This is a genomic window from Bradyrhizobium sp. SZCCHNS3002 (assembly GCF_032377435.1).
Classification (GTDB): domain Bacteria; phylum Pseudomonadota; class Alphaproteobacteria; order Rhizobiales; family Xanthobacteraceae; genus Bradyrhizobium.
On sequence record NZ_JAUHHY010000006.1, the window covers coordinates 79,330 to 101,589 of the forward strand.

25 protein-coding genes are annotated in these 22,260 nt (G+C 63.9%); 17 read left to right on the top strand and 8 right to left on the bottom strand.

Annotated features, from left to right (window positions below; translation table 11 throughout):
- Positions 1 to 63 precede the first annotated feature (63 nt).
- From QW845_RS14450 to QW845_RS14495, 10 genes are read left to right on the top strand one after another with little or no spacing between them, the layout of a single operon-like run.
- The gene (locus QW845_RS14450; RefSeq protein WP_315802233.1) at positions 64 to 1,437 is read left to right on the top strand and encodes a heterodisulfide reductase-related iron-sulfur binding cluster; all 1,374 of its coding nucleotides are present in this window, start codon (positions 64 to 66) and stop codon (positions 1,435 to 1,437) included.
- The gene (locus tag QW845_RS14455; protein ID WP_315802234.1) at positions 1,434 to 2,486 is read left to right on the top strand and encodes an FAD-dependent oxidoreductase; all 1,053 of its coding nucleotides are present in this window, start codon (positions 1,434 to 1,436) and stop codon (positions 2,484 to 2,486) included. The genes QW845_RS14450 and QW845_RS14455 overlap by 4 nt, the downstream gene beginning before the upstream one ends.
- On the top strand, positions 2,483 to 3,358 hold the full coding sequence (locus QW845_RS14460) for a hypothetical protein (RefSeq protein ID WP_315802235.1): 876 nt from the start codon (positions 2,483 to 2,485) through the stop codon (positions 3,356 to 3,358). Before QW845_RS14455 ends, QW845_RS14460 begins: the two co-directional genes overlap by 4 nt.
- A 10-nt stretch (positions 3,359 to 3,368) precedes the next feature.
- The gene (locus QW845_RS14465) at positions 3,369 to 4,115 is read left to right on the top strand and encodes a 4Fe-4S dicluster domain-containing protein (protein ID WP_315802236.1); all 747 of its coding nucleotides are present in this window, start codon (positions 3,369 to 3,371) and stop codon (positions 4,113 to 4,115) included.
- Complete coding sequence (locus QW845_RS14470) at positions 4,115 to 5,038, top strand: CoB--CoM heterodisulfide reductase iron-sulfur subunit B family protein (RefSeq protein ID WP_315802237.1); 924 nt, start codon at positions 4,115 to 4,117, stop codon at positions 5,036 to 5,038. The genes QW845_RS14465 and QW845_RS14470 overlap by 1 nt, the downstream gene beginning before the upstream one ends.
- A complete protein-coding gene (locus QW845_RS14475; protein WP_315802238.1) occupies positions 5,035 to 5,511 on the top strand; it encodes a hypothetical protein in 477 nt (158 codons plus the stop codon). The genes QW845_RS14470 and QW845_RS14475 overlap by 4 nt, the downstream gene beginning before the upstream one ends.
- 15 nt (positions 5,512 to 5,526) lie before the next feature.
- Positions 5,527 to 5,967: a glycine cleavage system protein H gene (locus QW845_RS14480; protein WP_315802239.1), complete on the top strand. Its 441-nt coding sequence runs from the start codon at positions 5,527 to 5,529 to the stop codon at positions 5,965 to 5,967.
- A 45-nt stretch (positions 5,968 to 6,012) separates the two neighbouring features.
- Positions 6,013 to 7,020: a YeiH family protein gene (locus QW845_RS14485; protein ID WP_315802240.1), complete on the top strand. Its 1,008-nt coding sequence runs from the start codon at positions 6,013 to 6,015 to the stop codon at positions 7,018 to 7,020.
- A 56-nt stretch (positions 7,021 to 7,076) separates the two neighbouring features.
- Complete coding sequence (gene dsrE2, locus QW845_RS14490; protein ID WP_315802241.1) at positions 7,077 to 7,571, top strand: sulfur carrier protein DsrE2; 495 nt, start codon at positions 7,077 to 7,079, stop codon at positions 7,569 to 7,571.
- 41 nt (positions 7,572 to 7,612) lie between these two features.
- The gene (locus tag QW845_RS14495) at positions 7,613 to 7,840 is read left to right on the top strand and encodes a sulfurtransferase TusA family protein (RefSeq protein ID WP_315715462.1); all 228 of its coding nucleotides are present in this window, start codon (positions 7,613 to 7,615) and stop codon (positions 7,838 to 7,840) included.
- A gap of 151 nt (positions 7,841 to 7,991) precedes the next feature.
- Here the strand turns inward: QW845_RS14495 and QW845_RS14500 are convergent, their stop codons facing one another.
- From QW845_RS14500 to QW845_RS14525, 6 genes are read right to left on the bottom strand one after another with little or no spacing between them, the layout of a single operon-like run.
- Positions 7,992 to 9,257 (bottom strand): (Fe-S)-binding protein, encoded by a 1,266-nt coding sequence (locus QW845_RS14500; RefSeq protein ID WP_315802242.1) that lies wholly within the window; start codon positions 9,255 to 9,257, stop codon positions 7,992 to 7,994.
- A gap of 4 nt (positions 9,258 to 9,261) precedes the next feature.
- Positions 9,262 to 10,989, bottom strand: a complete 1,728-nt coding sequence (locus QW845_RS14505; RefSeq protein ID WP_315802243.1) for a nickel-dependent hydrogenase large subunit — start codon at positions 10,987 to 10,989, stop codon at positions 9,262 to 9,264.
- Complete coding sequence (locus QW845_RS14510; protein WP_315802244.1) at positions 10,986 to 11,693, bottom strand: hypothetical protein; 708 nt, start codon at positions 11,691 to 11,693, stop codon at positions 10,986 to 10,988. Before QW845_RS14510 ends, QW845_RS14505 begins: the two co-directional genes overlap by 4 nt.
- A complete protein-coding gene (locus QW845_RS14515; protein ID WP_315802245.1) occupies positions 11,642 to 12,706 on the bottom strand; it encodes a hydrogenase small subunit in 1,065 nt (354 codons plus the stop codon). The genes QW845_RS14510 and QW845_RS14515 overlap by 52 nt, the downstream gene beginning before the upstream one ends.
- The gene (locus QW845_RS14520; protein WP_315802246.1) at positions 12,699 to 13,118 is read right to left on the bottom strand and encodes a hydrogenase expression/formation C-terminal domain-containing protein; all 420 of its coding nucleotides are present in this window, start codon (positions 13,116 to 13,118) and stop codon (positions 12,699 to 12,701) included. Before QW845_RS14520 ends, QW845_RS14515 begins: the two co-directional genes overlap by 8 nt.
- Positions 13,108 to 13,608 (bottom strand): HyaD/HybD family hydrogenase maturation endopeptidase, encoded by a 501-nt coding sequence (locus QW845_RS14525; RefSeq protein WP_315802247.1) that lies wholly within the window; start codon positions 13,606 to 13,608, stop codon positions 13,108 to 13,110. Before QW845_RS14525 ends, QW845_RS14520 begins: the two co-directional genes overlap by 11 nt.
- A 131-nt stretch (positions 13,609 to 13,739) precedes the next feature.
- Here QW845_RS14525 and QW845_RS14530 point away from each other — a divergent pair, with 131 nt between their 5' ends.
- The 6 genes from QW845_RS14530 to QW845_RS14555 all read left to right on the top strand — a co-directional run bounded on the left by QW845_RS14530 (position 13,740) and on the right by QW845_RS14555 (position 19,094).
- Entirely contained in the window at positions 13,740 to 13,985 is a 246-nt protein-coding gene (locus QW845_RS14530; protein WP_315802248.1) for a HypC/HybG/HupF family hydrogenase formation chaperone, read from the top strand.
- A gap of 1,076 nt (positions 13,986 to 15,061) precedes the next feature.
- A complete protein-coding gene (locus QW845_RS14535; RefSeq protein ID WP_315802249.1) occupies positions 15,062 to 15,550 on the top strand; it encodes a MarR family winged helix-turn-helix transcriptional regulator in 489 nt (162 codons plus the stop codon).
- 118 nt (positions 15,551 to 15,668) lie between these two features.
- Positions 15,669 to 17,285, top strand: a complete 1,617-nt coding sequence (locus QW845_RS14540; RefSeq protein WP_409997923.1) for an FAD-dependent oxidoreductase — start codon at positions 15,669 to 15,671, stop codon at positions 17,283 to 17,285.
- A 199-nt stretch (positions 17,286 to 17,484) separates the two neighbouring features.
- On the top strand, positions 17,485 to 18,015 hold the full coding sequence (locus QW845_RS14545; RefSeq protein ID WP_409997912.1) for a DUF4142 domain-containing protein: 531 nt from the start codon (positions 17,485 to 17,487) through the stop codon (positions 18,013 to 18,015).
- 286 nt (positions 18,016 to 18,301) lie between these two features.
- Positions 18,302 to 18,574, top strand: a complete 273-nt coding sequence (locus tag QW845_RS14550) for a hypothetical protein (protein ID WP_315802537.1) — start codon at positions 18,302 to 18,304, stop codon at positions 18,572 to 18,574.
- Between the two features lie 28 nt (positions 18,575 to 18,602).
- A complete protein-coding gene (locus QW845_RS14555) occupies positions 18,603 to 19,094 on the top strand; it encodes a GNAT family N-acetyltransferase (protein ID WP_315802251.1) in 492 nt (163 codons plus the stop codon).
- A gap of 83 nt (positions 19,095 to 19,177) precedes the next feature.
- Here the strand turns inward: QW845_RS14555 and QW845_RS14560 are convergent, their stop codons facing one another.
- Both QW845_RS14560 and QW845_RS14565 read right to left on the bottom strand, forming a co-directional pair.
- Positions 19,178 to 20,068, bottom strand: a complete 891-nt coding sequence (locus QW845_RS14560) for a hypothetical protein (RefSeq protein ID WP_315802252.1) — start codon at positions 20,066 to 20,068, stop codon at positions 19,178 to 19,180.
- Positions 20,069 to 20,422: 354 nt separating this feature from the next.
- Positions 20,423 to 20,668, bottom strand: coding sequence for a DUF3551 domain-containing protein (locus tag QW845_RS14565; protein WP_315802253.1), 246 nt, complete (start codon positions 20,666 to 20,668; stop codon positions 20,423 to 20,425).
- Positions 20,669 to 21,026: 358 nt separating this feature from the next.
- Between QW845_RS14565 and QW845_RS14570 the strand changes: the two genes are divergently transcribed.
- On the top strand, positions 21,027 to 22,061 hold the full coding sequence (locus QW845_RS14570) for a YihY/virulence factor BrkB family protein (RefSeq protein WP_315802254.1): 1,035 nt from the start codon (positions 21,027 to 21,029) through the stop codon (positions 22,059 to 22,061).
- The last annotated feature ends 199 nt before the right edge of the window (positions 22,062 to 22,260 follow it).

Genomic DNA, 22,260 nt, shown 5'->3' on the forward strand with positions numbered 1-22,260 from the left:
GGCCGCTGAGACGACCACAATAGACGGCGAGATCAATCGCCGCGGTGGACGACGGAGGAAGCGATGGACGAAAAGCGCAGTGACAGTCAGTCGGCTTACGCCGGCTTTGGCGCGGAGTGGCGCCCTTCCAACCTGACGCCGAGCGAGGCGCAGACGGCGACGGCCTGGGTGGAAACCCGGATCGACCGTCGCTCCATGCTGACCAACAAGGAGCGTGTCCACGACATCCGCGACGCGATGTGGGAGTTGGAGAAGGACGGCGAAATCGTCGTTCATCGGATCGACGAGCGCCACGAGCCGGTGGTGGCGCGCACACTGTACGGCTGGGACAAGCGCATTCCCACCACCAACCTCTGGCAGCACAAATCCTGCGGACAGTGCGGCAATATCCCCGGCTATCCGTCGAGCGTGATGTGGCTGATGAACCAGCTCGGCGTGCGCTATCTCGACGAGACCGATCAGACCTCTTGCACCGCCTGGAATTATCACGGCTCCGGGGTCGGCAATGTCGTCAGTCTGGCCGCCGTCTTCCTGCGCAACTTCCACCAGGCATACATGTCGGCCAAGGCGCAGGGCCTGCCGGTCGGAACCTACTTCCCGCTGATCCACTGCGGCACGTCGTTCGGCAATTACAAGGAGATGCGCATCTTCTTGATGCATTCGGCTGAACTGCGCGAGCAGGTGAAGAAGATTCTCGGCAAGCTGGGTCGTCTGGTCGACGGCAAGCTGCTGATCCCCGAAGAGATCGTGCACTATTCCGAGTGGCTGCACGTCATGCGCCACCGCATCCGGGAGCGGCAGGTCATCGACGTGAGCAGCCTTCGTGCCACCGTTCATCCGGCCTGTCACGTCTACAAGATGGTTCCGGAAGACGTGATCTATGACGACACCGTCATGGACGGCAACCGCGTGGCGGTATCGACCGGCCTGATGCAGGCGCTGGGTGCACAGGTCGTCGACTACTCGACCTGGTACGACTGCTGCGGCTTCGGCTTTCGTCATATCATCGGCGAACGTGAGTTCACGCGCTCCTTCGCCATCGATCGCAAGATCAGGGTCGCGGTCGAGGAGGCGCGGGCGGACGTCATGATCGGCCACGACACGGGTTGCATCACCACACTCGACAAGAACCAGTGGATCGGCAAGGCCGTCGACAAGGTCTATGCGCTGCCGATCATGGCCGATTGCCAGTTCGCGGCGCTCGCCCTCGGCGCGCATCCCTACAAGCTCGCACAGCTTCACTGGCACGCCTCGCCGTTCGAGGGGCTGCTCGAGAAGCTCGGGATCGACTGGCAGAAAGCCAAAGCCGAGTTCGAGGCCTATCTCGGTGAGGTCAAGGCCGGCCGCATCGAGACGCTTTACGACCCCAAACGCGCGATTACGTCGGGCCCAGGCTATGTCAAGCCGACGGCGACCCTGCCAGGAGCCGCATCATGACCCGTCCCGTTCTCATCGTTGGCGGCGGGCCGTCGGGGCTTTCCGCCGCACATGCGCTGGCCGCGGCCGGCCAGCGCGTCGTTCTCGTCGAAAAGGCGGAGCAGCTCGGCGGTGCGCCGATCCAGTCAGGCTACGCCAGGCTGGTGCCGTCCGGCGAATGGGCCAAGGACGCCATCGGTGGCATGGTGCGCCGGGTCGAAACCGACAGCCGTGTCGAGATCCGAAGGCGCGTCACGGTGAAAGCCTTTTCGGGCAGCCCAGGCGACTTCCGCGTGACGCTGTCGGATGGCGCGGTGCTGGAGGCGGGGGCGGCGATCCTGTGCACCGGCTTCACGCATTTCGATTCCGTCAATAAGCCGGAATGGGGTTTCGGCACCTACCCTGATGTGGTTACGACGACCCAGGTCGAGCAGATGCTCTCCTCCGGCAGGGGCGTGCGCTGTCCGTCCGACGGGCGCGAGCCGGAACGGGTTGCGATCCTGCTATGCGTCGGCTCGCGCGACCGCCAGATCGGTCGCGAGTGGTGTTCGAAGATCTGCTGCACGGTCTCCGCCAACATCGCCATGGAGATCCGCGAGGCGATGCCACGGTGCAACGTGTATGTCTACTACATGGATATCCGCACCTTCGGCCTCTACGAGGATCTCTACTACTGGGAAAGCCAGGAGAAGCACCGCGTCAAATACATCAAGGCGCGGATCGCCGAAGTGACGTCAGACGGCAGGCGGTTGATCGTGAAGGGCGAGGACACGCTGGTGAAACGGCCGATCTCGATCCCGTTCGACATGGTGGTGCACGCCATCGGCATGGATCCCAATGTCGACAACATGACGTTGTCGGCGGTGTTCGACGTCAAACTGCAGAAGCACGGCCATATCGAGAAGGCGTCGGTCTATTCCAACACATCGGCCACCTCGCGGCCCGGCGTCTTCGTCGCCGGCGCGGCCACCGGGCCCGAGACCATCGACGATTCCATCGCACAGGGCCAATCGGCAGCGATGGCCGCGCTGGCCCTGGTCCGCGGCGCCATGATGGAAGCGGCCGAGTGATGTGGCCGATCACCAACCATAGAGGCAAGGCGGTGGTCGAGCCGACGCGGCCGGTGCTCGATCTGTCCGGCCCCAGGCTGCGGCGGGCGTTCGAGAGCCTCGTGGAATCCGCCGACGACAGCGGTGGCGTCGAGCGCTATGTCGGAGCGCTCGCGCTCAAGGCCTCGCTGTTCGAGGAGGTGTTGGGCAAGGGGCGGGTCAGCGAGCTGACGGAGGCCGAATTCTGCGACCTTGCCACGTTCATCACGCCGGTGCGCCGGCGTGTGGGGGCGTGGCTCGGCCGCAACGGGTTTGCGGCGCTGCGCAGCAGGCTCGAGGCGCTGCTGCACGGATGGTCCGACCTCGGCACAACCGACCAGCGCGTCGCCGCGTTCGTCACGAGCTTTCCGGCCGATCGCGAGCACCGCTGGTCGCGCGATCTTGCCGCCGAGGTCCTTCATTTCACCGCGCCGGACCACTATCCGCTGATGACGCGCTGGATGTGGGACGCCAGGGTCAATACCGGCGTATTGCGCGAGATATGGTACGACGAGGCTGCCGAGACCGGCACGATCGCCGTCGGCGACGGCTTCGCCACTTTCACGATGCTACGCGAGGAGCTCGAAGGTTTCCTGCAGGCGAACGGTGTCTTCCGCGATCTGGCCTTCTACGTCGATCTGCTCTGCGCCCACACCTATGCAAGCTATATCAACGACAAGGGCGGCCAGTTCCTGCACGCGGACTTCTGCGGCGGCTTCAAGGCGGACGCGATGGCGCATACTCGCCGTCTCCTGGGACTCGATGCGGTCGATACCGAGTCGGGGCGCACCCGCCTGAAGCTGATCGATGGCAGGGCCCATGTGCTCGGGCAGCCTCGCCTGCTGAGCGAATGAGGGAACATCCATGCCGATTCACGAAAAATCGCTGATCCGGCCAGAGAATCTCGTCACGCATGAGCACCTGGAAATTGATGGCGTCGATGTCTCCGGGCACTGGAGCACGTTCATCACCTCACGCGCCATTACCGACTACAACGAGCAGATGCAGGAGGAGATCGCGGCGCTCCCGGGAGGCGAGTTCATCCACCGCTGCTGGCAATGCGGCTCATGCACCAATGCCTGCACGATCAACGCCGTGAATCCCGACTTCAACCCGCGCTATTGGATCTACCTGATCCGAATGGGCTTCGAAAGCGAGTTGCTGCGCGACAAGGACATCATCTGGCAGTGCGTCTCCTGCAACAAATGCACCTATGCCTGTCCTCGCGACGTCAGTCCCGAAGGCGTGATGAAGGCCACGGCACATTGGCTGGAGCTGAAGGGCCATACCGAGAAGAAGCCGTCCACCGCGTTCGATGAGGTCTTCTCCGAGCAGGTCTTCGCCACCGGCAGGATCGAGGAGGGCCGCGTGCTGCGCCGGTTCTTCGCGCGGACCGGGCAGTCCCTGTCGCAGGGGTGGCTCGTCGAACTGATACGCAGTCTCGCCAGCCGATTGCCGGTGGGCCTCCTGGTGAAGTTGGGACTTGCCAGCGTGGTCCGTCCCCGCACGCGCGGATGGGGGGGCGCCAGCCTCGCGATCGACGAGTATGTCCGTGAGTGTGAAGCAGCGGCCCGCAAGGCGCTTCGGTTGGACGTTCAGGGAGCTGAGTGATGAGCGACAAACACAAGCGGGTCGCCTACTATCCGGGGTGCGCGCTCGAAGGAACCGGGCACGCCTACAACCGCTCCACCCGGGAGGTCGGCAAGGCACTCGGCCTCGATCTGGTCGAGCTCAGGAACTGGAACTGCTGCGGCGCCATGGAGGTCAAGAACATCGATCCCAGGCTGCAGACCTATCTGTCGGCCCGCAACCTCTCGATCGCGGATGCGATGGGGTTCGATACGGTGATGGCGCCTTGCAACGGCTGCTATCACAATCTCAAGAAGGCCGAATACGACCTCGCCAAGGATCCCGCGTCGCGTGAAGTGACGGACCGATTGTCGCGCAAGGCCGGCCACGCGACCTACGAAGCGGGCAAGGTCACGACCATTCACGCGCTCGACTGGATCAAGGAATCCGTCGGCGAACAGGGCCTCAAGACACGCGTGAAGAACTCGCTCAAGGGCCTGAAGGTCGCCAACTACTACGGTTGCATGTACACGCGGCCGCGTCACATCTTTCCGGAAAAGGATAAGGGGCCCGGCTCGGAATCGACCTCGAAGCCCCATTTCATGGACGACCTGCTGGCTGCGGCGGGGGCCGAGAACGTCGAGTACCCGCTCAAGACGGCATGCTGTGGCGGCGCTCACACGCTGTCCGACAGCGACACCTCGACCAAGCTCGTTCTCAACCTGCTCACGACGGCCGAGGCCTGCGGCGCGGACGTGATCGCCACCGAATGCCCGACCTGCCACACCGGGCTCGAAATGCATCAGGTGCGCGCGGAAAAGGTCTTCGGCCGCAAGACGAGCGTCAAGATCCTGTACTTCACCCAGCTCCTCGGCATGGCGCTCGGGCTGTCGGCGCGCAAGGTCGGCGTGCAGGAGAATTTCTCGGATTCGACCGGTCTGTTGCATGCGCGGGGGCTCGGGTGATGGCGGATATCGGTATCACGAGCCTCGACGACGTCGCGGAGCGGCTGGACGGCATGTTGGCCGCGTCCGATGCTGCACTCGGGGCGGCCGCCGCGCCGCTCGCCGAGGAGTTGCTGCAGCTCGGCGAAACGATTCTCGAAACATGGCTCGCTGCGCACGGCGAGATCCCGACCGATCGCCAGGTCGAGACGTTTCGCCTGCTGGCGCTGCATCGGCAGGGCGCGCGCGGCGATGCAAGCTTCAACGCCTGCCGCGAAACCTGCCGCGAGCTCGTCTATCACTACAATCTGGTGCGCCTCGAGCCAGGCTACGCGGAGGTCGCCCGGCGGCTGCGACTGGGCGCCATGGTCGCGCGGCATCTTATGCTGTTCATCGGAGGCAAGCTGGAGGTGGCCGGGCTCGGCGAATTCTGCTGCGCGTCCCGGCCGCTACGTCAACTCGATGCATCGATGCAGACCAACGAAACTGTTTGAGATAAGGAGAAGACGATGCCCATCGTCCGCGGCTGCAACCTTCCCGACGACCTCCTCTATGACGTCGAAAACAACATCTGGTATCGCGAGAACGCCGACGGCACCGTGACGATCGGGATGACCGCTGTGGCAGCGGCCATGGCCGGTCAGCTTGTCGCCTTCACACCAAAGAAGGCCGGCCGGTCGGTCGATGCGGGCAAGTCCTGCGCCACGATCGAATCCGGTAAGTGGGTCGGCCCGGCAAAGGTCGCCTTCAATGCGGAAATCGTCGAGGTCAACGATGCAATGAGCGCAGCGCCCAAGCTGGCCAACACCGACCCGTATGGCGAGGGATGGATGGTCAAGGTGCGCCCGAAGGATTGGGCTGCTGCCAAGGCCGGCCTCGTGCCGGGCACGGCGGCCGCCGCCCCTTATGAAGCGAAGATGGCTGCCGAGAATTTCGCTGGCTGCGCGTAAGGAAGTGGACAGGCTGTGACTGAGACCGCCGCAATCAGGACATCGATGATAAGTCGCGGCCTCGCGGCCTTCATGTCGCTGCCGACCTACTTCCCGGGTGTCCTGGCCAGTTTGATCATCGCGATCGCGGCAACCTTCCTGTCCGAGCACTATGGCGGGCCGGTCATGCTGTTCGCCTTGCTGCTTGGGATGGCCTTCTATTTCCTGTCGCAGGAGGGGCGCTGCGTTGCCGGCATCGAACTCGCCTCAAAGCGCATCCTGCGCGTCGCCGTCGGCCTGCTCGGGGCGCAGATCACGATTGCCGAGATCATGAAGCTCGGCCCGACGCCCGTGATCACGGTCGTCGGCGCGGTGATCCTGACCATCCTGTTCGGCGCGCTGGCCTCCCGCGCCATGGGGTTGAGCCGGCCGTTCGGAATCCTCACCTCCGGGGCCGTGGCGATTTGCGGAGCGTCGGCGGCGCTGGCGATCTCGTCGGTGTTGCCCAAGGGGGAGCACCACGAACGCGACACGGTCTTTACCGTGATCGGCGTGACGGCGCTCAGCACGATCGCGATGATCGTCTATCCGCTGGTGATCGCAGGATTCCATCTCGATCACGCTGCCGTCGGCATGTTTCTTGGCGGTACCATTCACGACGTGGCGCAGGTGGTTGGCGCCGGCTTCAGCGTGTCGGAGGAGACCGGAAACGTCGCGACCTTCACCAAGCTGCTCCGGGTTGCCATGCTGCTGCCTGTCGTCGTGATGCTGTCCTACGTGTTCCGCGCCCATCGCGTCGGCAAGGCCGGGCGCCAACTGCCGGGGTTCCTGGTGGTGTTCGCCGTTCTGGTGATGCTCAACAGCGCCGGCGTCATTCCCGCATTCCTGCTTGCCGTCATCAAGGACATTTCAAGGTGGTGCCTCGTGACGGCGATCGCAGCGCTCGGGATGAAGACGTCGCTCAAGGCGATGGCCGATGTCGGCGGCCGGGCGATCGCGCTGATCGTCGCCGAGACGCTGTTCCTCGCAGTCCTCGTGCTGATGGTCGTGCGTTGGAAAGCAGGAATCCAATAGCAGGAATCCAATGACGCGCGCGGTTGCGCCTGCGAGAGACCAAACGGAGAGATGCAATGGCCGAAGACAACAATACCAAGCGCATGTCGATGATTGTCACCAAGGGGACGCTGGATTGGGCCTATCCGCCCTTCATCCTGGCCACGACAGCGGCGGCCATGGGCCTCGACGTGACCATGTTCTTCACCTTCTACGGCTTGACGCTGCTCAAGAAGAATCTCGACCTGAAAATCTCTACGCTCGGCAATCCGGCCATGGAGATGCCGATGTTTGGAATGCACATCGGTATGCCGAATCTCGTATCGGCCATCCCCGGCGTCGACGCGGCGGCGACGACGATGATGAAAAACCTGATCAAGAAGAAGGGGGTCGCATCGATAGAGGAGTTGCGCACGATGGCCATCGAAGCCGACGTCAAGATGATCGCCTGCCAGATGACCATGGATCTGTTCGAGTACACCAAGGACGACATGATCGAGGGGCCGGTGCTCGGGGGCGCTGCGACCTACATCGAGACGGCGACCAAGAGCGACATCAACCTGTTCATTTGAACGTGTCACGGACCCAGCACCAGAAATGACGGAGAGACAGGATGGCTGACCAGGTTCTCGATGCCAAGGGATTGAACTGCCCGCTGCCGATCTTGCGCGCGAAGAAGGCGCTCAAGGACGTGCCGATCGGTGGCACGCTCCAAGTGCTCGCCACCGATCCCGGCGCTGTGAAAGACTTCGAGGCGTTTTGTCGCACGACCGGAAATGATCTCTTGGAATCCAAGTCGGAAGGCAAGCAGTTCGAGTTCCTGATCAGGCGAACGTCCTGACGCTGCGCAATCTCTGCCACGCCGAAGTGCCTTTCGTCATGATCGAGACCGGGGCCGCAACAAGGCGGGGGCGCCGACGCAGTCTACGTTGCCCCGCGGCCCGCGTTGCGCCGCCGTTTGCCCACGACGCAAGGCGCACGACTGTGAGCCGTCACCCTTGCGTCTTTGCCGGGGCGTCCTCGATCAGGTGATCCGCAATGATCTCCACCAGGCTCGCGAGGCCACCTTCCCATTTCCAGTGGGCCTTGCTCTCGTCCATGGTCAGCCGGCAGTTTGAGCATGCCGAGACCATCGTCTTCGCGCCGGTCTTCTCCACCTGATCCATTTTGATCTTGAAGACCTTGTGGCGAAGATCGGCTGCGCGCGCGATCGCCTGCACGCCGCCGCCGCCACCGCAGCACCAGTTGAGATCTCCGGTCGGGGTCATCTCGCGGAAGTCCTTCGCGAAATCCTGCAGGAGGAATCGCGCATCCTCGGTCGCGCCGCCGCGACGGGAGATCTGGCAAGGATCGTGATAGGTGATCGACTCCTCGATCGGTTTCAGCTTCAGCCTGCCGTCGCGCTTGAGCTGCGCCATGAATTCCGAAATGTGCACGACTGCGAAGGGCAGGGGGCGGCCGAGCACATTGGCGCCCGACCAGCGCAGTACACCGAACGCGTGGCCGCACTCCGGAATCACGACCGTCTTGGCTCCGACCGCCTCGGCGGCCTCGGTGATCCGCTGAACCATGATCCGGGCGACGTCTGCCTTGCCGGCCAGATAGCCAAAATTCGTGGCTTCATAGCCCTTGGTGCTCAGCGTCCAGTCGACGCCCGCGTGGTTGAGCAGCTTGGCCATGGCCACCACGGAATCGGGGTATTTCATCGTTTCGACGGACGAGAGCGTCAGCAGAATGTCGGCCTTGTCCTTGTCGAGCGCGATGGGCACGTCGTGCTCATCTTCGAGCCATTCGATGCGATCGCGCAGCTTGTCGGCTGTCACGCCCAGCGGGCTTCCATGGTCGCGCGAATTGTCGGCGGCCTGCAGAAGGTCCTTCGGCCCAAGTCCTGCCTTGACGAAGGCCTGCCGCGCGCCGCCCACGATGGAAGCGATGTCGATCCCCATCGGACAGATCGTGGTGCATCGACCGCACATGGTGCAGGTATCGAACAGCAGTTCCTCCCATTCCTTGAGGTCCTCTTCCGTGATGCGGGGAGCGAAGAGGGAGAGCGGGAATTTCTGCCGGCGATAGGCCTTGGCCATCGGAAACAGCTTGTAGGCGGGCGTATGCCGTGGATCTCCGGAGGCCTGATAAAAGTGGCAGGCTTCGGCGCAGTTTCCGCAATGGACGCAGGCCTCGAGATAGCTGACCAGATGTTCCTCGGTCCGCGCCAGGAACGTTCTGCTGGCTGCTTCGACGTCGATTTCGCCGCCCATCGCCTTACCTCACCCGCAATTGTATCAGCTCTTCGCCGTCGGGATCGATCACATGCACCGCGCAGGCGATGCACGGATCGAAGCTGTGGATCGTGCGCTGGATCTCGAGCGGCTGCCGAGGATCGTGGAGCGTGTGGCGATCCATCAATGCCGCTTCGTAAGGTCCGGGCTGGCCCTTGGAATCGCGCGGCCCCGCGTTCCAGGTCGAGGGCACCACGGCCTGATAATTATCGATGCGCTTGTTCTTGATCACCACCCAATGCGCCAGCGCCCCGCGCGGCGCTTCCATGAAGCCGACGCCCTTGGCTTCGGTTGGCCAGGTCGAGGGATCCCACTTGTTCGAATTGTGAACGTTCAGATCACCCGCGCGGATGTTGGAAAGAAGACGGTCGTACCAGGTCGACATCTGGTCGACGACGATCTTGCTTTCCAGGGCGCGCGCCGCTGTGCGTCCCATGGTCGAAAGCATCGCCGTCAGCGGCAGGTCGAGCTTGCCCAGCGCGTAACCGGCCAGTTCGCGCGTCGGCTCGTGACCTTTGGCATGGAGCATCAGCACGCGCGCGAGCGGGCCGACCTCCATGACATGGCCCTTCCAGCGCGGCGCCTTGAGCCAGGAATAGCTCGCGCCGACATCGAGCTGCTCGAAAGGGGGCTTGGGACCGGTGTAATGCAGATTAGTCTCGCCCTCGTAGGGATGCAGGCCCTTGTCCTTGCCGCTTGCATAGTCGTACCAGGAATGGGAGACGAACTCCTGGATTTCCTCCGAATTGTTCATGTCGACGGGATGGATCTTGGTCAGGTCGCGATTGAGGATCGCGCCCGCCGGGATCAGCCAACTGGCCGGGTCGTCCATGCCCTTTTCGGGGAAGTCGCCGTAGGTCAGGAAGTTGCCCACGCCTTCGCCGCGCGCGAACCAGTCCTTGTAGAAGGACGCAATGGCCAGCGTGTCCGGCAGATAGACCTGCTCGACAAAATCCTTCATTCGGCCGATCACGGTCTTCACCGTCTGCAGGCCGTCGATGCCGATGGCGGTGCCGCCGGTGTTCAGGCTGATCGCTGACGGAGCGCCGCCGACCAGGAAATTCGGATGCGGATTCTTGCCGCCGAAGACGGTGTGGAGCTGCACCACCTCGCGCTGCCAGGCGAGCGCTTCCAAATAGTGCGCGACCGCCATCAGGTTTGCTTCGGCCGGCAGCTTGAATCCGGGATGTCCCCAGAATCCACCTGCAAAGATGCCGAGCTGGCCGCCTTCGACGAAAGCTTTCAGTCTCTTCTGCGTGTCCGCGAAATAGCCCGGACTCGACTTCGGGAAGCTCGAGATCGATTGCGCCAGTTGCGACGTTGCCGCCGGATCGGCCTTCAACGCCGACACCACGTCGACCCAGTCGAGCGCATGCAGATGATAGAAGTGCATGACATGGTCATGCACATATTGTGCGGCAATCATCAGGTTGCGGATGAGTTGCGCGTTCGGCGGAATGGTGTATCCCAGCGCATTCTCCACGGCGCGGACGCTGGCGATGCCGTGGACCAGCGTGCACACGCCGCATATGCGCTGAGCGAAAGCCCAGGCCTCGCGCGGATCGCGTCCTTTCAGGATCAGTTCGATGCCGCGCACCATCGTGCCGGAACTGTAGGCACCGGTGATGGCGCCATGGGGATCTGTTTCCGCCTCGATCCGCAGATGCCCTTCAATGCGCGTGATGGGATCGACGACGATGCGCTGGTTCATATCTCGACTCCCCGGCGGCTGTAGAAGATCCCGGTCTCGCTCCTGGTCAGGAAGACGAGGAAGGCATGCATGAGTTTTCCGAACGGGAACCAGATCAGGAACAGGCACACGGCCAGGATGTGCACGGACAAGAGCGTCTCGTACGGCGCCCATAGGTGGCTCACCGCGATCAGCCCCGTCACGACCGGAAGGAACGTCACCAGCCAGCTGAAGTAGTCGTCAAGCGTCGAAAGCAGTCTTAAGACCGGATTCGTCATCCGTCGCGCCAGCGCAGCCAGGAGCGACGCCAGCGTGACCACCGAGGCGGCCGAGATCACGCCGGTGGGCAGATTCGGCCATGAAAAGCCGAACAATCCACGCAGGAAGAGAATGTGCTGCGCCAGTCCGAACACGATGATGGCAAGGCCGACGTGAAAAACATAGCCATTCACCGTGCTGAACAACGAGGCGCGCAGATAGGTGTTCGCGGGCCATAGGTGACGCACGAAGCCACGGAACGCGCCAACCACGGCATGCGGTGCATCAGCTCGCCTCGCCGATCTGTCGCTGGTCCAGGGCAGGAGCAGCAGCGACGCGAGCCGCCACAACACGCCGCCCACGAATATCGCGATTGCGATCTCGATCGCGGGTCCGCGCACGAAATCCAGCAGGCTCATGGCTGGGCCTCCCTCTCTGCTCGTTGTTTGCGTCGCCGCGCCAGCCATGCGCTGGCAATCCCGACCGCCGCGCCCGCAGCCGCGGCGCCGCCGATGATCTCCGGATCATTCAACGTGTTTGAAGAAAGTGGCTGGTAGAAGCTGCCACGATCCCAGAAATTCGGTTCGGAACAGCCCAGACAGCCGTGTCCCGACTGGATCGGGAAAGAGACGCCACCATTCCATTTCATGGTCGCGCACGCATTGTAAGTCACGGGCCCCTTGCAACCGACTTCATAGAGGCACCAGCCCTTGCGCGCTCCCTCATCGTCGAACTGCTTGGCGAACTGCCCCTTGTCGTAGAACGGCCGGCGATAGCAGCGGTCATGGATCGTATCGCCGAAAAACGCTTTCGGTCTGCCCTTGTCGTCGAGATCGGGAAGCTTGTTGAACGTCACGAGATAGGCAACCGTGCCGGCGATGGCTTCCGGAATGGGCGGGCAACCGGAGACATTGATCACCGGTTTGTCGGTGATGATGTCGCTGACGGCAACTGCGCCGGTGGGGTTGGGATTTGCGTGGGGAATGCCACCGAAGGCCGCGCAGGTCCCGACGGAGATCACCGCGGCTGCATCTGCGGCCGTCTCCTTCAGCACCTCGAGGTTGGTCTTGCCGGCGTTGGTGGAGTAGACCCCGCCATCCCTCGTCGAAACGGAGCCGTCGACCACGACGACATATTTGCCCTTGTTCTCCTTCATGGCAGCCAGGCGCGCCGCTTCCGCGGCAGTACCCGACACCGCCATCAGCGTTTCGTGATAGTCGAGCGAGATGAGATTGAAGATCATGTCCTCGATGGTTGGACCGAACGAACGCGTCAGCGATTCCGTGCAGCCGGTGCATTCCTGAAACGAGAGCCAGATCACGGATTGGCGGCGCGTATTCGCCAACGCCTCAGCCATGCCCTTCGCGGCCATCGGGGGCAATGCGAGAAGGCTGGCAAGATAGGTCGTATATTTCAGCAGGGCGCGGCGCGAGACGCCGCTGCGCGTCAAGAGCTCGCCGATCGTCTCGGTTTCATGCATCTTCGGCATCCTCTGAAGAGACGCGGTCGATCAGGTCTTCAGCCAGTCTGTTGCTGGCCGCAGCGATGTCGGCCGCATGGCTCGTCAGGATCTCCGGGGACGCCGTGATTTCAATGCGTTCGGCGGCGAGCTTGTCCCCGGCGCCGAGATGGCGAACCCACCACACGCCGGCATAGCGCGTCTCCCAGATTTCACTGGTGCCGGCTGCGGTCAAAACGGCCTCCAGGTCACCATGGCCCAACCGGGCTTCCAATTCGCTGCGGTCCGCAGCCGTGAGAGGCAGGCTGCACAGATCGATCGCCGCGCATGCGCCGGTTTTGGCAAGCACACCGAGGTGATCGGCGATCTCGCGGAGCAGGCTGTCGGTCATCCCCGTGCGGAACCGTGCCGCGGCATCCGCTTCAACTGTCATGGTGCCACCTGCTGAGCAGTGTTTTGATCTGCTGACACGCGGAGGGAATGGCCGCGCCAACCGCGGGCGTCAGCGACAGGCCCCATTGCGTGGATTCAGGTTGAATTGCGACCAGCGCCCGGCGCGCCGGCTCGCAGCCGGCCAGCCGCGCCGCCGACATCAGGTCGGCAAGCGCGACCTCATGAGCCGTCCGCTTCTTGCCCGTGAGCTGCCGGTCCATCTCCGGACCTTGAAAGATCTTGACGGTGCCGGGCTTCGCGCCCAGTTCCACGGCGTCGACGGCGATCAGCGAGCCGAAATCTTCGATCTCCGAAAACAGGGACAGCCCGAGCGTCCCGCCATCCCGCAGAGCAACACAAGGCGGTATCTCGCCCGCACATTCAAGCGCATCGAGGGCCCGAATGACGTGCACACCAATGCCGTCATCGCTCAGCAGGATATTGCCGAGTCCGAGCACCAGCGTGGTGGTCGCCGCGACATTGGTCCGCATGGAAATCCCCGCGAGATCAGACGCCACATATTCTATGCAGCGAATATGATTCCCTTATCTTGATCCACGTCAAATCGAGTTCATCGATCGGGCTATGATTTCGGACTCAAGTATTTGCGGGTGGAACCGAGATGTGCCTTGGCATCCCGATGCGGGTCGTGGAGAGTGACGGAGTCATGGCGCGATGCGAGGCCAAAGGCATCGAGCGCACGGTGAGTCTGTTTTTGCTACAGCATGAAGCTATCGAGCCCGGCGATCACGTCGTGGTTCATGTCGGTTACGCCATCCGGAAGATGTCGGAAGCCGAAGCGTCGGGTGCATGGGATCTCCTCGACGAAATGCTTGCGGCGGAAGACGCAATGCACGGCAATACATGAGCTCGCCGGCTGTGGAATATCTCCACGGCGCTGGTGGCACGGTTCAGCGCATCCGCTTCGGGCTGGGGATGCCACCTTCCGGCATATCGCTTACCAAAAAAAGAAAATTTTCGACGTCCCGAGATCGATCTGACCCGCACACCCGATGTTCCCTAACGGAGGCCTGATTTGACCGGCGGCTGATAAATGCCGTTTCTATGGGTTGCGTTTGCGTTATAGTTCAATTCTTGAATGTGATGCAAGACAAGCAAGAAGGAGGGTCAATGCGATTGGTTGTCTTCCTCGCGGTGTTGATACCACTGGGCCTATCTGTGGCACATGCCAAAGGGGCTCCACATAAGCCGATAAAGGCGGAGCCTATTGGTAGATGCGAGTATACTTCGATTTGTGGCACGGGTTGCAGATTTTGCCCCACACATGGCGCTTGCCGTTGCAGCAATTGTTGCCTCGCGACATCAAGACATAATAGATAGTAGATCTAATAATCAATTTTGCGGATTGCTTGGTGAACGTCGAGCCATGTCATGCTATAGGGCAACCGTTTTAGTTGGTGGCCTCACTATTTCATTCGCGATCTCGTTTCGGCCTAATGCAATTTGGATCATGGCTGAGACCATCGGCGGCGCCGCGCTTGGGACCTGTTCGGCGTCACCGTCCGCACGATTACCGATCTGGCGAAGCGTGGCATCACTGCGTGCGCCGTGCGCTGCTACGAGCTGACGGTCAGCTTCGCGGCTATTGCGAACATTTGCTGAAGCTGGCGACGGGACGCGGCGGCGGTCAAGCGATTTGCATCGGCGACGGTAGAGCGGGCTCGCCTGGCGCGTGAGCAGGCCGGCCACCGGTTGACGACCGAACCCCTGTGAACAGACGGCGAAAATGGTCGTCAATCACGAGCAAACTTCATTTTCCCTATTGGCCTTTTCGTTCGCTATTTGCGTTCGGGACGCTGGGGGCGCAGGCTCGAATCGTGCCGTTCCGACCATTCTTCGCGTGACATCTCACGCGTTTCCCGATTTCACCTTGCGTCTGCGACGTTGACCCGGCGTGGTTCGATATGGCGAGGTAGTCCCGATATGACAGCGCGAGATCAACGCAAGGCGCGGCCCACCGGGCAGACGGCATGGCGTCACGCCAATGTCGGCCGGCTGCTCAACAATGCGGTGCGCCGGTTCGAATCCCGGGTTCTCCAATTGATGGCGGAGAGCGGTCACGGCGAGACGCGGATTGCCCATGTCAGCCTCACCCGCAACCTCGACGTCGAGGGCACCCGGCTGACCGAGCTCGCGCGGCGGGCCTCGATGAGCAAGCAGGCGATGGGCGAACTGGTCGATCAATGCGCCGAGCTGGGGCTGGTGTCGCGCGAGGCCGATCCGAGCGACCGGCGCGCGCGCCTCGTCCGCTTCACGCCGGCCGGACTGACATGGCTGGAGGCGTTTGGCGATGCCGTGGATGTGGCGGAAGCCGAGATGCGCAAGGAGCTCGGCAAGGCCGCGATGGACGCGATTCTGCAGGGATTGTCGGCCTATGGCGCCCGCTTCGACACGCTCGACGACACCAGATAGTCAGGCTGATTGACTAATTCGCGGGGCGCGCTAGCATTCCTCCATTGCGAGGAGGAGCGCCGTGATCGAACGTCTGAGCGCCTCGGTGCTGATCGTGGGCGGCGGTCCGTGCGGGCTGATGCTGGCCAACGAGCTTGGCCGCCGCGGCGTGTCCGCAATCCTGGTCGACGAGAAGCCGGGAACGGCGTTCAACCCGCAGGCCAACGCGACGCAGGCGCGGACGATGGAGCATTTCCGCCGGCTCGGATTCGCCGACGAGGTCCGGCGCGCCGGCCTGCCCGCGGACTACCCGACCGACGTCGCTTATTTCACGCGCTACACGGCGCATGAGCTGGCACGTTTTCAATTGCCGTCCGCGGCGCGCGCGACGGAACTGGTGAAGGGCCTGTCCGGCTCATGGAGCGCGGCCGAGCTGCCGCACCGGGTGTCGCAGAAATTCGTCGAAGAAATCCTGCGCCGGCATGCCGCGCGCCTTGCGGGCATTCAGTTGCACTACGGGCACCGGTTGATCGGCCATGCCGTTACCGACGGCGGCATTGCCGCCGAGGTCGAGCGTGTCAGCGACGGCGCGCGCCTCGAGATCGCGGCTGATTTCCTGATCGGGGCCGACGGTCCGCGCTCCCAAGTGCGACAGTCGCTCGGGATCACCTATGGCGGAACGACGGGCGTGCAGCGCGATTTCATGGGCGGCCGCATGCTCGCGGTCTATCTGCGCTCGCCGGAGTTCTACGCCAGCGTCCCGCATGCGCGGGCCTGGATGTATGTCTGCTTCAACCGCGACCGCCGCGCCTTCATGGCCGCGGTGAACGGACGCGACGAGTTCGCTTTCCACACCCAGCTTCGGCCCGGCGAGAACGAAAGCGCTGTCACCGCCGACGATGCGCGGGCAGCGTTCCAGCGCGCCTGCGGTGCGCCCATTCCCTGCGAGGTGCTTTCGCATCTCACCTGGACCGCGGGGCATGCGCTGGTCGCCGAGAGCATGCAGCGCGGCCGGGTCTTCCTTGGCGGCGATGCGGCGCATCTGTTCACTCCGACCGGCGGGCTCGGCTACAACACCGCGATCGAGGATGCGGTCAATCTGGGTTGGAAGCTGGCGAGCGTCATCAAGGGAACGAGCCCCGTCTCGCTGCTCGACAGCTACGAGGCCGAGCGCCGTCAGGTGGCGCTGCGCAACACCGACTACGCGCGCGGCTTTGCGGATTCGCTCGGCCTGTTTGCCGCGGTGCCCGAGATCGAGGACGCGACCGCGGCCGGCGACGAGGCACGGCGCATCGCCAGCGCCTATCTCGATCAGCATGCGCGCGCCGAGTTCAACATCCCCGGCGTCACCTTCGGCGGCCGCTATGATGGCTCACCGATCATCATCCCCGATGGCACCCGGCCGCCGCCGGATGCGGCCAACGCCTACGTGCCGAGCGCCTGTCCCGGCGGCCGCGCGCCGCACGCCTGGCTGGAGCAAGGTATCTCGCTGTACGACCGCTTCGGCTTCGAATGGACGCTGTTGCGGTGTGAGGGCAGCGACCTCGATGAGGATCAACTACGTGAGGCCATGGGGCCGCTGCGTGTCGACGTCGAGATCGTCACCTTGCCGCGGGCCCTGCGCGATCTCTACGAGGCCGACCTCGCTTTGATCCGTCCCGATCAGATCGTGGCCTGGCGCGGGAGCGCGGCGCAGGCCGGCCTGCTTCGAGGCGTGCTGGCTCGGGCGCTCGGCGGGGATGCACGCACTCACTGAGCGCTGCATGGCGCGGGTCCGAAACCGAGAAGTCGCGGACGTTGTGCTGCAGGGACGGTTGTGCCGCAGCATTTGGAACCCGCCGCGTCGTTGCGCGCGGAAGCATTCTGCAGGGTTGCCGCGCGGGGCTTAGGAACGATCGTCGGGTAAGGCTCTTGCCGTCGCGACGATCAGGAGTCGAACCCCTCGGAGATCAACGATGAGCAGGATGATCCACAACCATCAGACGAGAGCAATCCGAATTGCCCTGGCCGCCTCTGCCGTGACCGTGTTGGTGGCCGGCGGCGCGGTCGCCGCTCCGAAGGGCCGGTCGCCCGCCAAGGATCAGCATTTCATGACCGAGGCGATCGAGGGCGACATGTCCGAGGTGAACATGGGCAAGCTGGCGCAGCAGAAGGGGCAGAGCGATCAGGTCAAGCAGTTCGGGCAGGCCTTGCAGCAGGACCATAGCGAGCATCTGCAGAAGGCGCAGCAGCTTGCGAGCCAGAACGGGATGAAGGTGCCGTCCGAGCCGAGCAGGAAGCAGAAGGCCATCTACAACCGGTTGGAAGGCATGTCCGGCGGTCGGTTCGACCAGGCGTTTGCGCAGGCGATGGTTCGCGATCACCAGGAGGATATCAAGAAGTATCAGAAGCAGGCGGCGGCAAACTCACCGCTGTCGGACTTCGCCCAGCAGACCGTGCCGGTGCTGCAGAAACACCTCGACATGGCGAAATCCTTGGCGAAATGACATGCGCCAGAGCGATCACAATGCCTCAGCCTTGTCGAGGGGTCGTGATCGCCAATGAACGCGCTATCTGAAGAACGCGTTGCAGATCACGACGCCAATGCACGCCGGCCGAGACGCTGGCAAAGCAGCATCGCAAGAGGGCCGAGCCAGGATCGGCGGGAAATCGCACGTCGGCATCGCGCGTTCGGCATTGGAGTGCCGTCTGCCCGAGCATTGCCCGACCTTCGTCCGGCTGCTAGCGTTCTCCCGTGAGGCACGGGCAAACGAAAAGACGATGACTGACGTGATGACCGAATCGGAAAAGGCGCAGCAGATCGTGGCTGCGCTGAGGGCGGCGGAAGTGAGCCCGCCGGAAGCGGCACTGCAGACGTTGAACGGCCTGATGGGCCTCGTCCGCAGCCCGAGCGCGGAGCAGCCGCTCGAGGTGGAGGAGGCGCGCTCGGCGGCCTTCATGTCGATCTGCGAGGTCGGCAAGGCACTGCATCGGGGGCAGCCGACGGAGGCGCTGTGGCCGACGGCGCTGTCGGCCAGCGAGCGCTGGCTGGCCCTCGCCAAGTGAGAAAGGGCGAGTGAGAAAGAACCAGACCATGAGGTGGCGCGCAATGGCGCCGGGCGATCTTGCTGATGTCGATGAGATCGCGGCCCGCGTGCACCCGAACTATCCCGAGGACAAGAGTGTTTTCGCGGAGCGCCTGCGTCTCCATCCTGATGGCTGCCGCGTGCTGCGTGGGACGGGCGCGGGCATCGCCGGCTATGTGCTCAGCCATCCCTGGCATCTCGGCCGGCCCCCGGCCTTGAACCTGCTGATCGGCAGCATTCCGCCGGCTGCGTCGACCTACTACATCCACGATCTCGCCTTGCTGCCCGAGGCCCGCGGCAGCGGCTCGGCGACCGTGATCGTCGAGGAGCTGATCCGACACGCGCGTGCGCTCGGCCTGAAGTCGCTGTCCTTGATCGCCGTCAACGGCTCGACGCCATTCTGGGAGAGGCAAGGATTTGCGGTCGACAAGACAGCCGCTGCCGATCCGACCGGCAGCTATGGCAGCGACGCGAACCTGATGATCCTGCGGCTCGCCTGAATTGCACGCGCTTCGTTCGCGGCGGCGGTCCAACGCGAAGCGGCCCGGCGATGGGCCGGGCCGCTCGCTGGTCTTGATGTGCTCTATTCCGGCATCGACATCGGCCGCCGCCACATGTCGCGCCGCCGGCTGAAGCGGTTGGCGTGCAGCATCCATCCGGTGACAGGCTTGCCGTCGCGGTGACGGCCACCGCTCTCCGCAGCCGCCCAGGCGGCGACGGCGCCGAGCAGCAGCGCGGTGGCAACCGAGAACGCCAGGATGACAGTGCCGGCGCGGGTATGCGAGATCGCGCTCTTGGCTTCTGCGATCACGCTGTCCACCCGCCGCTCCGCATCGGGCGCAGCAAGACCCGTCGTGCCGGTGACGAGCTGCACGAGATAGCTGCGATCCTCCGGGCTGACGCCATTGTGGCTCGACGCCGTGAGCAGGATGCGGCCGGCCTCGCTGCGCGCGGGGGCGACATCCGGGCTGGGTACCCGCCGGGGCGCGCGGAACAGATGGTCGAGCTCATAGCTCAGGATCGACGGTTCATTGGCCGTCGCCGGCGTAGTCAGCGGATGGGTCCGTGTCGCCGCGGACGCGCCGAGTACGGCCAGGGTGGCGCCGAGCACGACCGCCAGCGCCCAGGCTGTGACGCCGTGCAGGCCGTCCCGCTTCTCGGTCTCCTCGCTTTCGGCGAGCCCGTGCGGTGCGCGCAAGCGGCCCGCCATGTAGCCGCCGCAGCCGAAGCTGATCAGCGCCTGCAGCACCAGATAGAGTCCGGACAGGAGCCAGAGCGCCACCGAGGCGTCGCGCCATGTCGGCGCGGTGGAGCTGACACCGAGACCGACCGACATGGCAAAGCTGATCAGGATCGAAGAGACCGCCGCCGCGGTCAAAGCTCCCGCAACGACCGGCGTCCATTGCAGGGTCCAGCTATCGGCCGTCGCGCTTGAAACGGGTGAGGCGACGACCGGCGCAGTTTCCATGGTCATGATCGTCGTCTCAACGCAGGCCGAAGAACGATAGAACGGCCATGATGACCACGATCAGCCCCACGAGATAAATCAGTCCGTCCATGATGATCCTCCTCCGGTTGGACATTGGTCGCCGTATAAGTGACGGCGAGCCGCAATGTTCCGTGCGCCGAGCGGCGGAGGAGGAGAGCACGCGCGGCTGCCGGCGCCGGAGTAAGGCTTGCCGCAACAGCTAACGGATCATCGTGCCGTTGCGCGACGCAATAGAGCAGGGCCGGGGGAGCACGGGGGCCTGACATCCCGCCGCTAGCCATCTCTCAGTCGATGGGGCTGATCGTGCACCGCGCAAGAGGCTGACGCAACGGTCCACGCTCAATAGCGTCGGTCGTAGCCGCGCTGCCGGGCATAGGCGTAGGCGGGGTTGATGCCGCAGCCGGCATCGGTGCCGGAGGCGGAAGCCAGGCACTGGCGATAGGTGGAGAATTGGCAGTTGCCCGGATAGCCCCAGATCCTGCCTTGCAGGCAGTAGCGGTCCTGGGCGGCGGATGCGGGCGAGATCGCGGCGAAGCTCGCGAGGACGGCGGTGGCGGACAGCGAGGCAAATAACAGGCGGCGCATGCGTTTATCCTTGCGTTGAAAAGTCCCGTTGCAACGCGAGGGTGCGCAGGCCCGTTCCTCGCGCGCAACATAACTGTTTTGTGTCGGCGCCGCAGCGACGCGTTCACAGGCCGGCGAAATTGTCTGGATGTTGGCGCCCGAGTTGGCCTCTTGAAGGTCTGAGGCAGCCCCACCGTTGCGGAGCCTGGCAACGCGCGTCATGACGTGATGCCGGAACATTCGTCCACCGCACCGGTTGCTTTTTGGCCGCTGGTGATGGACCGATCCCATGTTTCGCCGATCCAAGACGTCAGACGCCGCCCATCGCGACTCTTCGAGCGTTTTCGCGGGCCGCCCGCGCACACCTGGCACCGGCGGGATGCTGGCTCTGCTCGGGTTCGCGTTCCTGATCCACTATTTCGATCAGCGGCCCGAACAGGCGGAGCGCTCGCGAGGCGCGAGCCGGGCCGGCGCTGGACACGGCCGGCTGGCGCGTTCGCCCTCGGAGATTCCCGCGCGCGGCTGGAAGGACGTCCTGCTCCGGGTCTATGAGAATGTCACCGAGCACAGGATCGTTGCGCTCGCCGCAGGCATGACCTTCTACACCCTGCTGGCGATCTTTCCGGCGCTGGCCGCGCTGGTGGCAATCTACGGCCTGTTCTCCGATCCGGCCAAAATCACCGGACATCTGGAACAGTTGCAGGGCTTGATGCCCGGCGGCGCCATCGACATTGCGCGCGACCAGTTGACGCGCGTTTCCGCCAACGGCCGTCAGGCGCTCGGCATCACCTTCCTCGTCAGCCTCGCGATCTCGCTGTGGAGCGCCAATGCGGCGATGAAGTCGCTCTTCGACACGCTCAACATCGTTTATCGCGAACCCGAGAGGCGTGGCTTCATCAAGCTGAACGCGATTTCGCTGCTGTTCACCGGCGGCGCGATCCTGTTCGCGCTGCTCGCCATCGGTGCCGTCGTCGTGCTCCCGGTGCTGCTGAACTATCTCGGCATGTCCGGGGCCGGCGATCTGGTGCTGCGGATCGGCCGCTGGCCCGCGATCTTCATCTGCGTCGCGCTCGGACTGGCCCTGATTTACCGCTACGGGCCGGACCGCGAGGAGCCCAAATGGCGCTGGATCAGTTGGGGCAGCGCGCTGGCGGCGGCGCTGTGGCTCGCGGGCTCGGCGCTGTTTTCCTGGTATGCCGCCAATTTCGGCAGCTTCAACGCGACCTACGGCTCGCTCGGCGCAGCCATCGGCTTCATGACCTGGATCTGGATCTCCGCCATCGTGATCCTGATCGGTGCCGAGCTCGATGCCGAATTGGAGCATCAGACCCGGCGCAACACCACCACCGGCGCTGCACAGCCGCTCGGCACCCGCGGCGCCACGATGGCTGATACGGTGGGCCGGGCCAGCTGATCGGCCGTCGGCTGAGAAGGCGGGGTGCGATCGGCGTCAGCCGTGCGAAATGCTGGGCGGCTCCGAGCATCACGCACGCGTCGGGCCTCCAGCTGTACACCTGTCGGACGTCCGTCCTGCACGCCGGCGGACCTGGGGATGGAACTGGGGAACCGGAGGCGGAGCGACTGTGTTCCTATCCGGTCGTCGCGAAGCCTCG

Excerpts from the sequence above, each read along its gene's own strand:
- QW845_RS14545 (WP_409997912.1), top strand. The coding sequence starts at position 17,485 with ATGAGCAGGATGATCCACAACCATCAGACGAGAGCAATCCGAATTGCC.
- QW845_RS14480 (WP_315802239.1), top strand. The coding sequence starts at position 5,527 with ATGCCCATCGTCCGCGGCTGCAACCTTCCCGACGACCTCCTCTATGAC.
- QW845_RS14485 (WP_315802240.1), top strand. The coding sequence starts at position 6,013 with ATGATAAGTCGCGGCCTCGCGGCCTTCATGTCGCTGCCGACCTACTTC.
- QW845_RS14510 (WP_315802244.1), bottom strand. The coding sequence starts at position 11,693 with ATGGCTGGCGCGGCGACGCAAACAACGAGCAGAGAGGGAGGCCCAGCC.
- QW845_RS14570 (WP_315802254.1), top strand. The coding sequence starts at position 21,027 with ATGCTGGCTCTGCTCGGGTTCGCGTTCCTGATCCACTATTTCGATCAG.
- dsrE2 (WP_315802241.1), top strand. The coding sequence starts at position 7,077 with ATGGCCGAAGACAACAATACCAAGCGCATGTCGATGATTGTCACCAAG.
- QW845_RS14505 (WP_315802243.1), bottom strand. The coding sequence starts at position 10,989 with ATGAACCAGCGCATCGTCGTCGATCCCATCACGCGCATTGAAGGGCAT.
- QW845_RS14525 (WP_315802247.1), bottom strand. The coding sequence starts at position 13,608 with ATGCGGACCAATGTCGCGGCGACCACCACGCTGGTGCTCGGACTCGGC.
- QW845_RS14535 (WP_315802249.1), top strand. The coding sequence starts at position 15,062 with ATGACAGCGCGAGATCAACGCAAGGCGCGGCCCACCGGGCAGACGGCA.
- QW845_RS14520 (WP_315802246.1), bottom strand. The coding sequence starts at position 13,118 with ATGACAGTTGAAGCGGATGCCGCGGCACGGTTCCGCACGGGGATGACC.
- QW845_RS14560 (WP_315802252.1), bottom strand. The coding sequence starts at position 20,068 with ATGACCATGGAAACTGCGCCGGTCGTCGCCTCACCCGTTTCAAGCGCG.
- QW845_RS14465 (WP_315802236.1), top strand. The coding sequence starts at position 3,369 with ATGCCGATTCACGAAAAATCGCTGATCCGGCCAGAGAATCTCGTCACG.
- QW845_RS14455 (WP_315802234.1), top strand. The coding sequence starts at position 1,434 with ATGACCCGTCCCGTTCTCATCGTTGGCGGCGGGCCGTCGGGGCTTTCC.
- QW845_RS14565 (WP_315802253.1), bottom strand. The coding sequence starts at position 20,668 with ATGCGCCGCCTGTTATTTGCCTCGCTGTCCGCCACCGCCGTCCTCGCG.
- QW845_RS14500 (WP_315802242.1), bottom strand. The coding sequence starts at position 9,257 with ATGGGCGGCGAAATCGACGTCGAAGCAGCCAGCAGAACGTTCCTGGCG.
- QW845_RS14470 (WP_315802237.1), top strand. The coding sequence starts at position 4,115 with ATGAGCGACAAACACAAGCGGGTCGCCTACTATCCGGGGTGCGCGCTC.
- QW845_RS14540 (WP_409997923.1), top strand. The coding sequence starts at position 15,669 with ATGCTGGCCAACGAGCTTGGCCGCCGCGGCGTGTCCGCAATCCTGGTC.
- QW845_RS14515 (WP_315802245.1), bottom strand. The coding sequence starts at position 12,706 with ATGCATGAAACCGAGACGATCGGCGAGCTCTTGACGCGCAGCGGCGTC.
- QW845_RS14530 (WP_315802248.1), top strand. The coding sequence starts at position 13,740 with ATGTGCCTTGGCATCCCGATGCGGGTCGTGGAGAGTGACGGAGTCATG.
- QW845_RS14450 (WP_315802233.1), top strand. The coding sequence starts at position 64 with ATGGACGAAAAGCGCAGTGACAGTCAGTCGGCTTACGCCGGCTTTGGC.
- QW845_RS14495 (WP_315715462.1), top strand. The coding sequence starts at position 7,613 with ATGGCTGACCAGGTTCTCGATGCCAAGGGATTGAACTGCCCGCTGCCG.
- QW845_RS14550 (WP_315802537.1), top strand. The coding sequence starts at position 18,302 with ATGACCGAATCGGAAAAGGCGCAGCAGATCGTGGCTGCGCTGAGGGCG.
- QW845_RS14555 (WP_315802251.1), top strand. The coding sequence starts at position 18,603 with ATGAGGTGGCGCGCAATGGCGCCGGGCGATCTTGCTGATGTCGATGAG.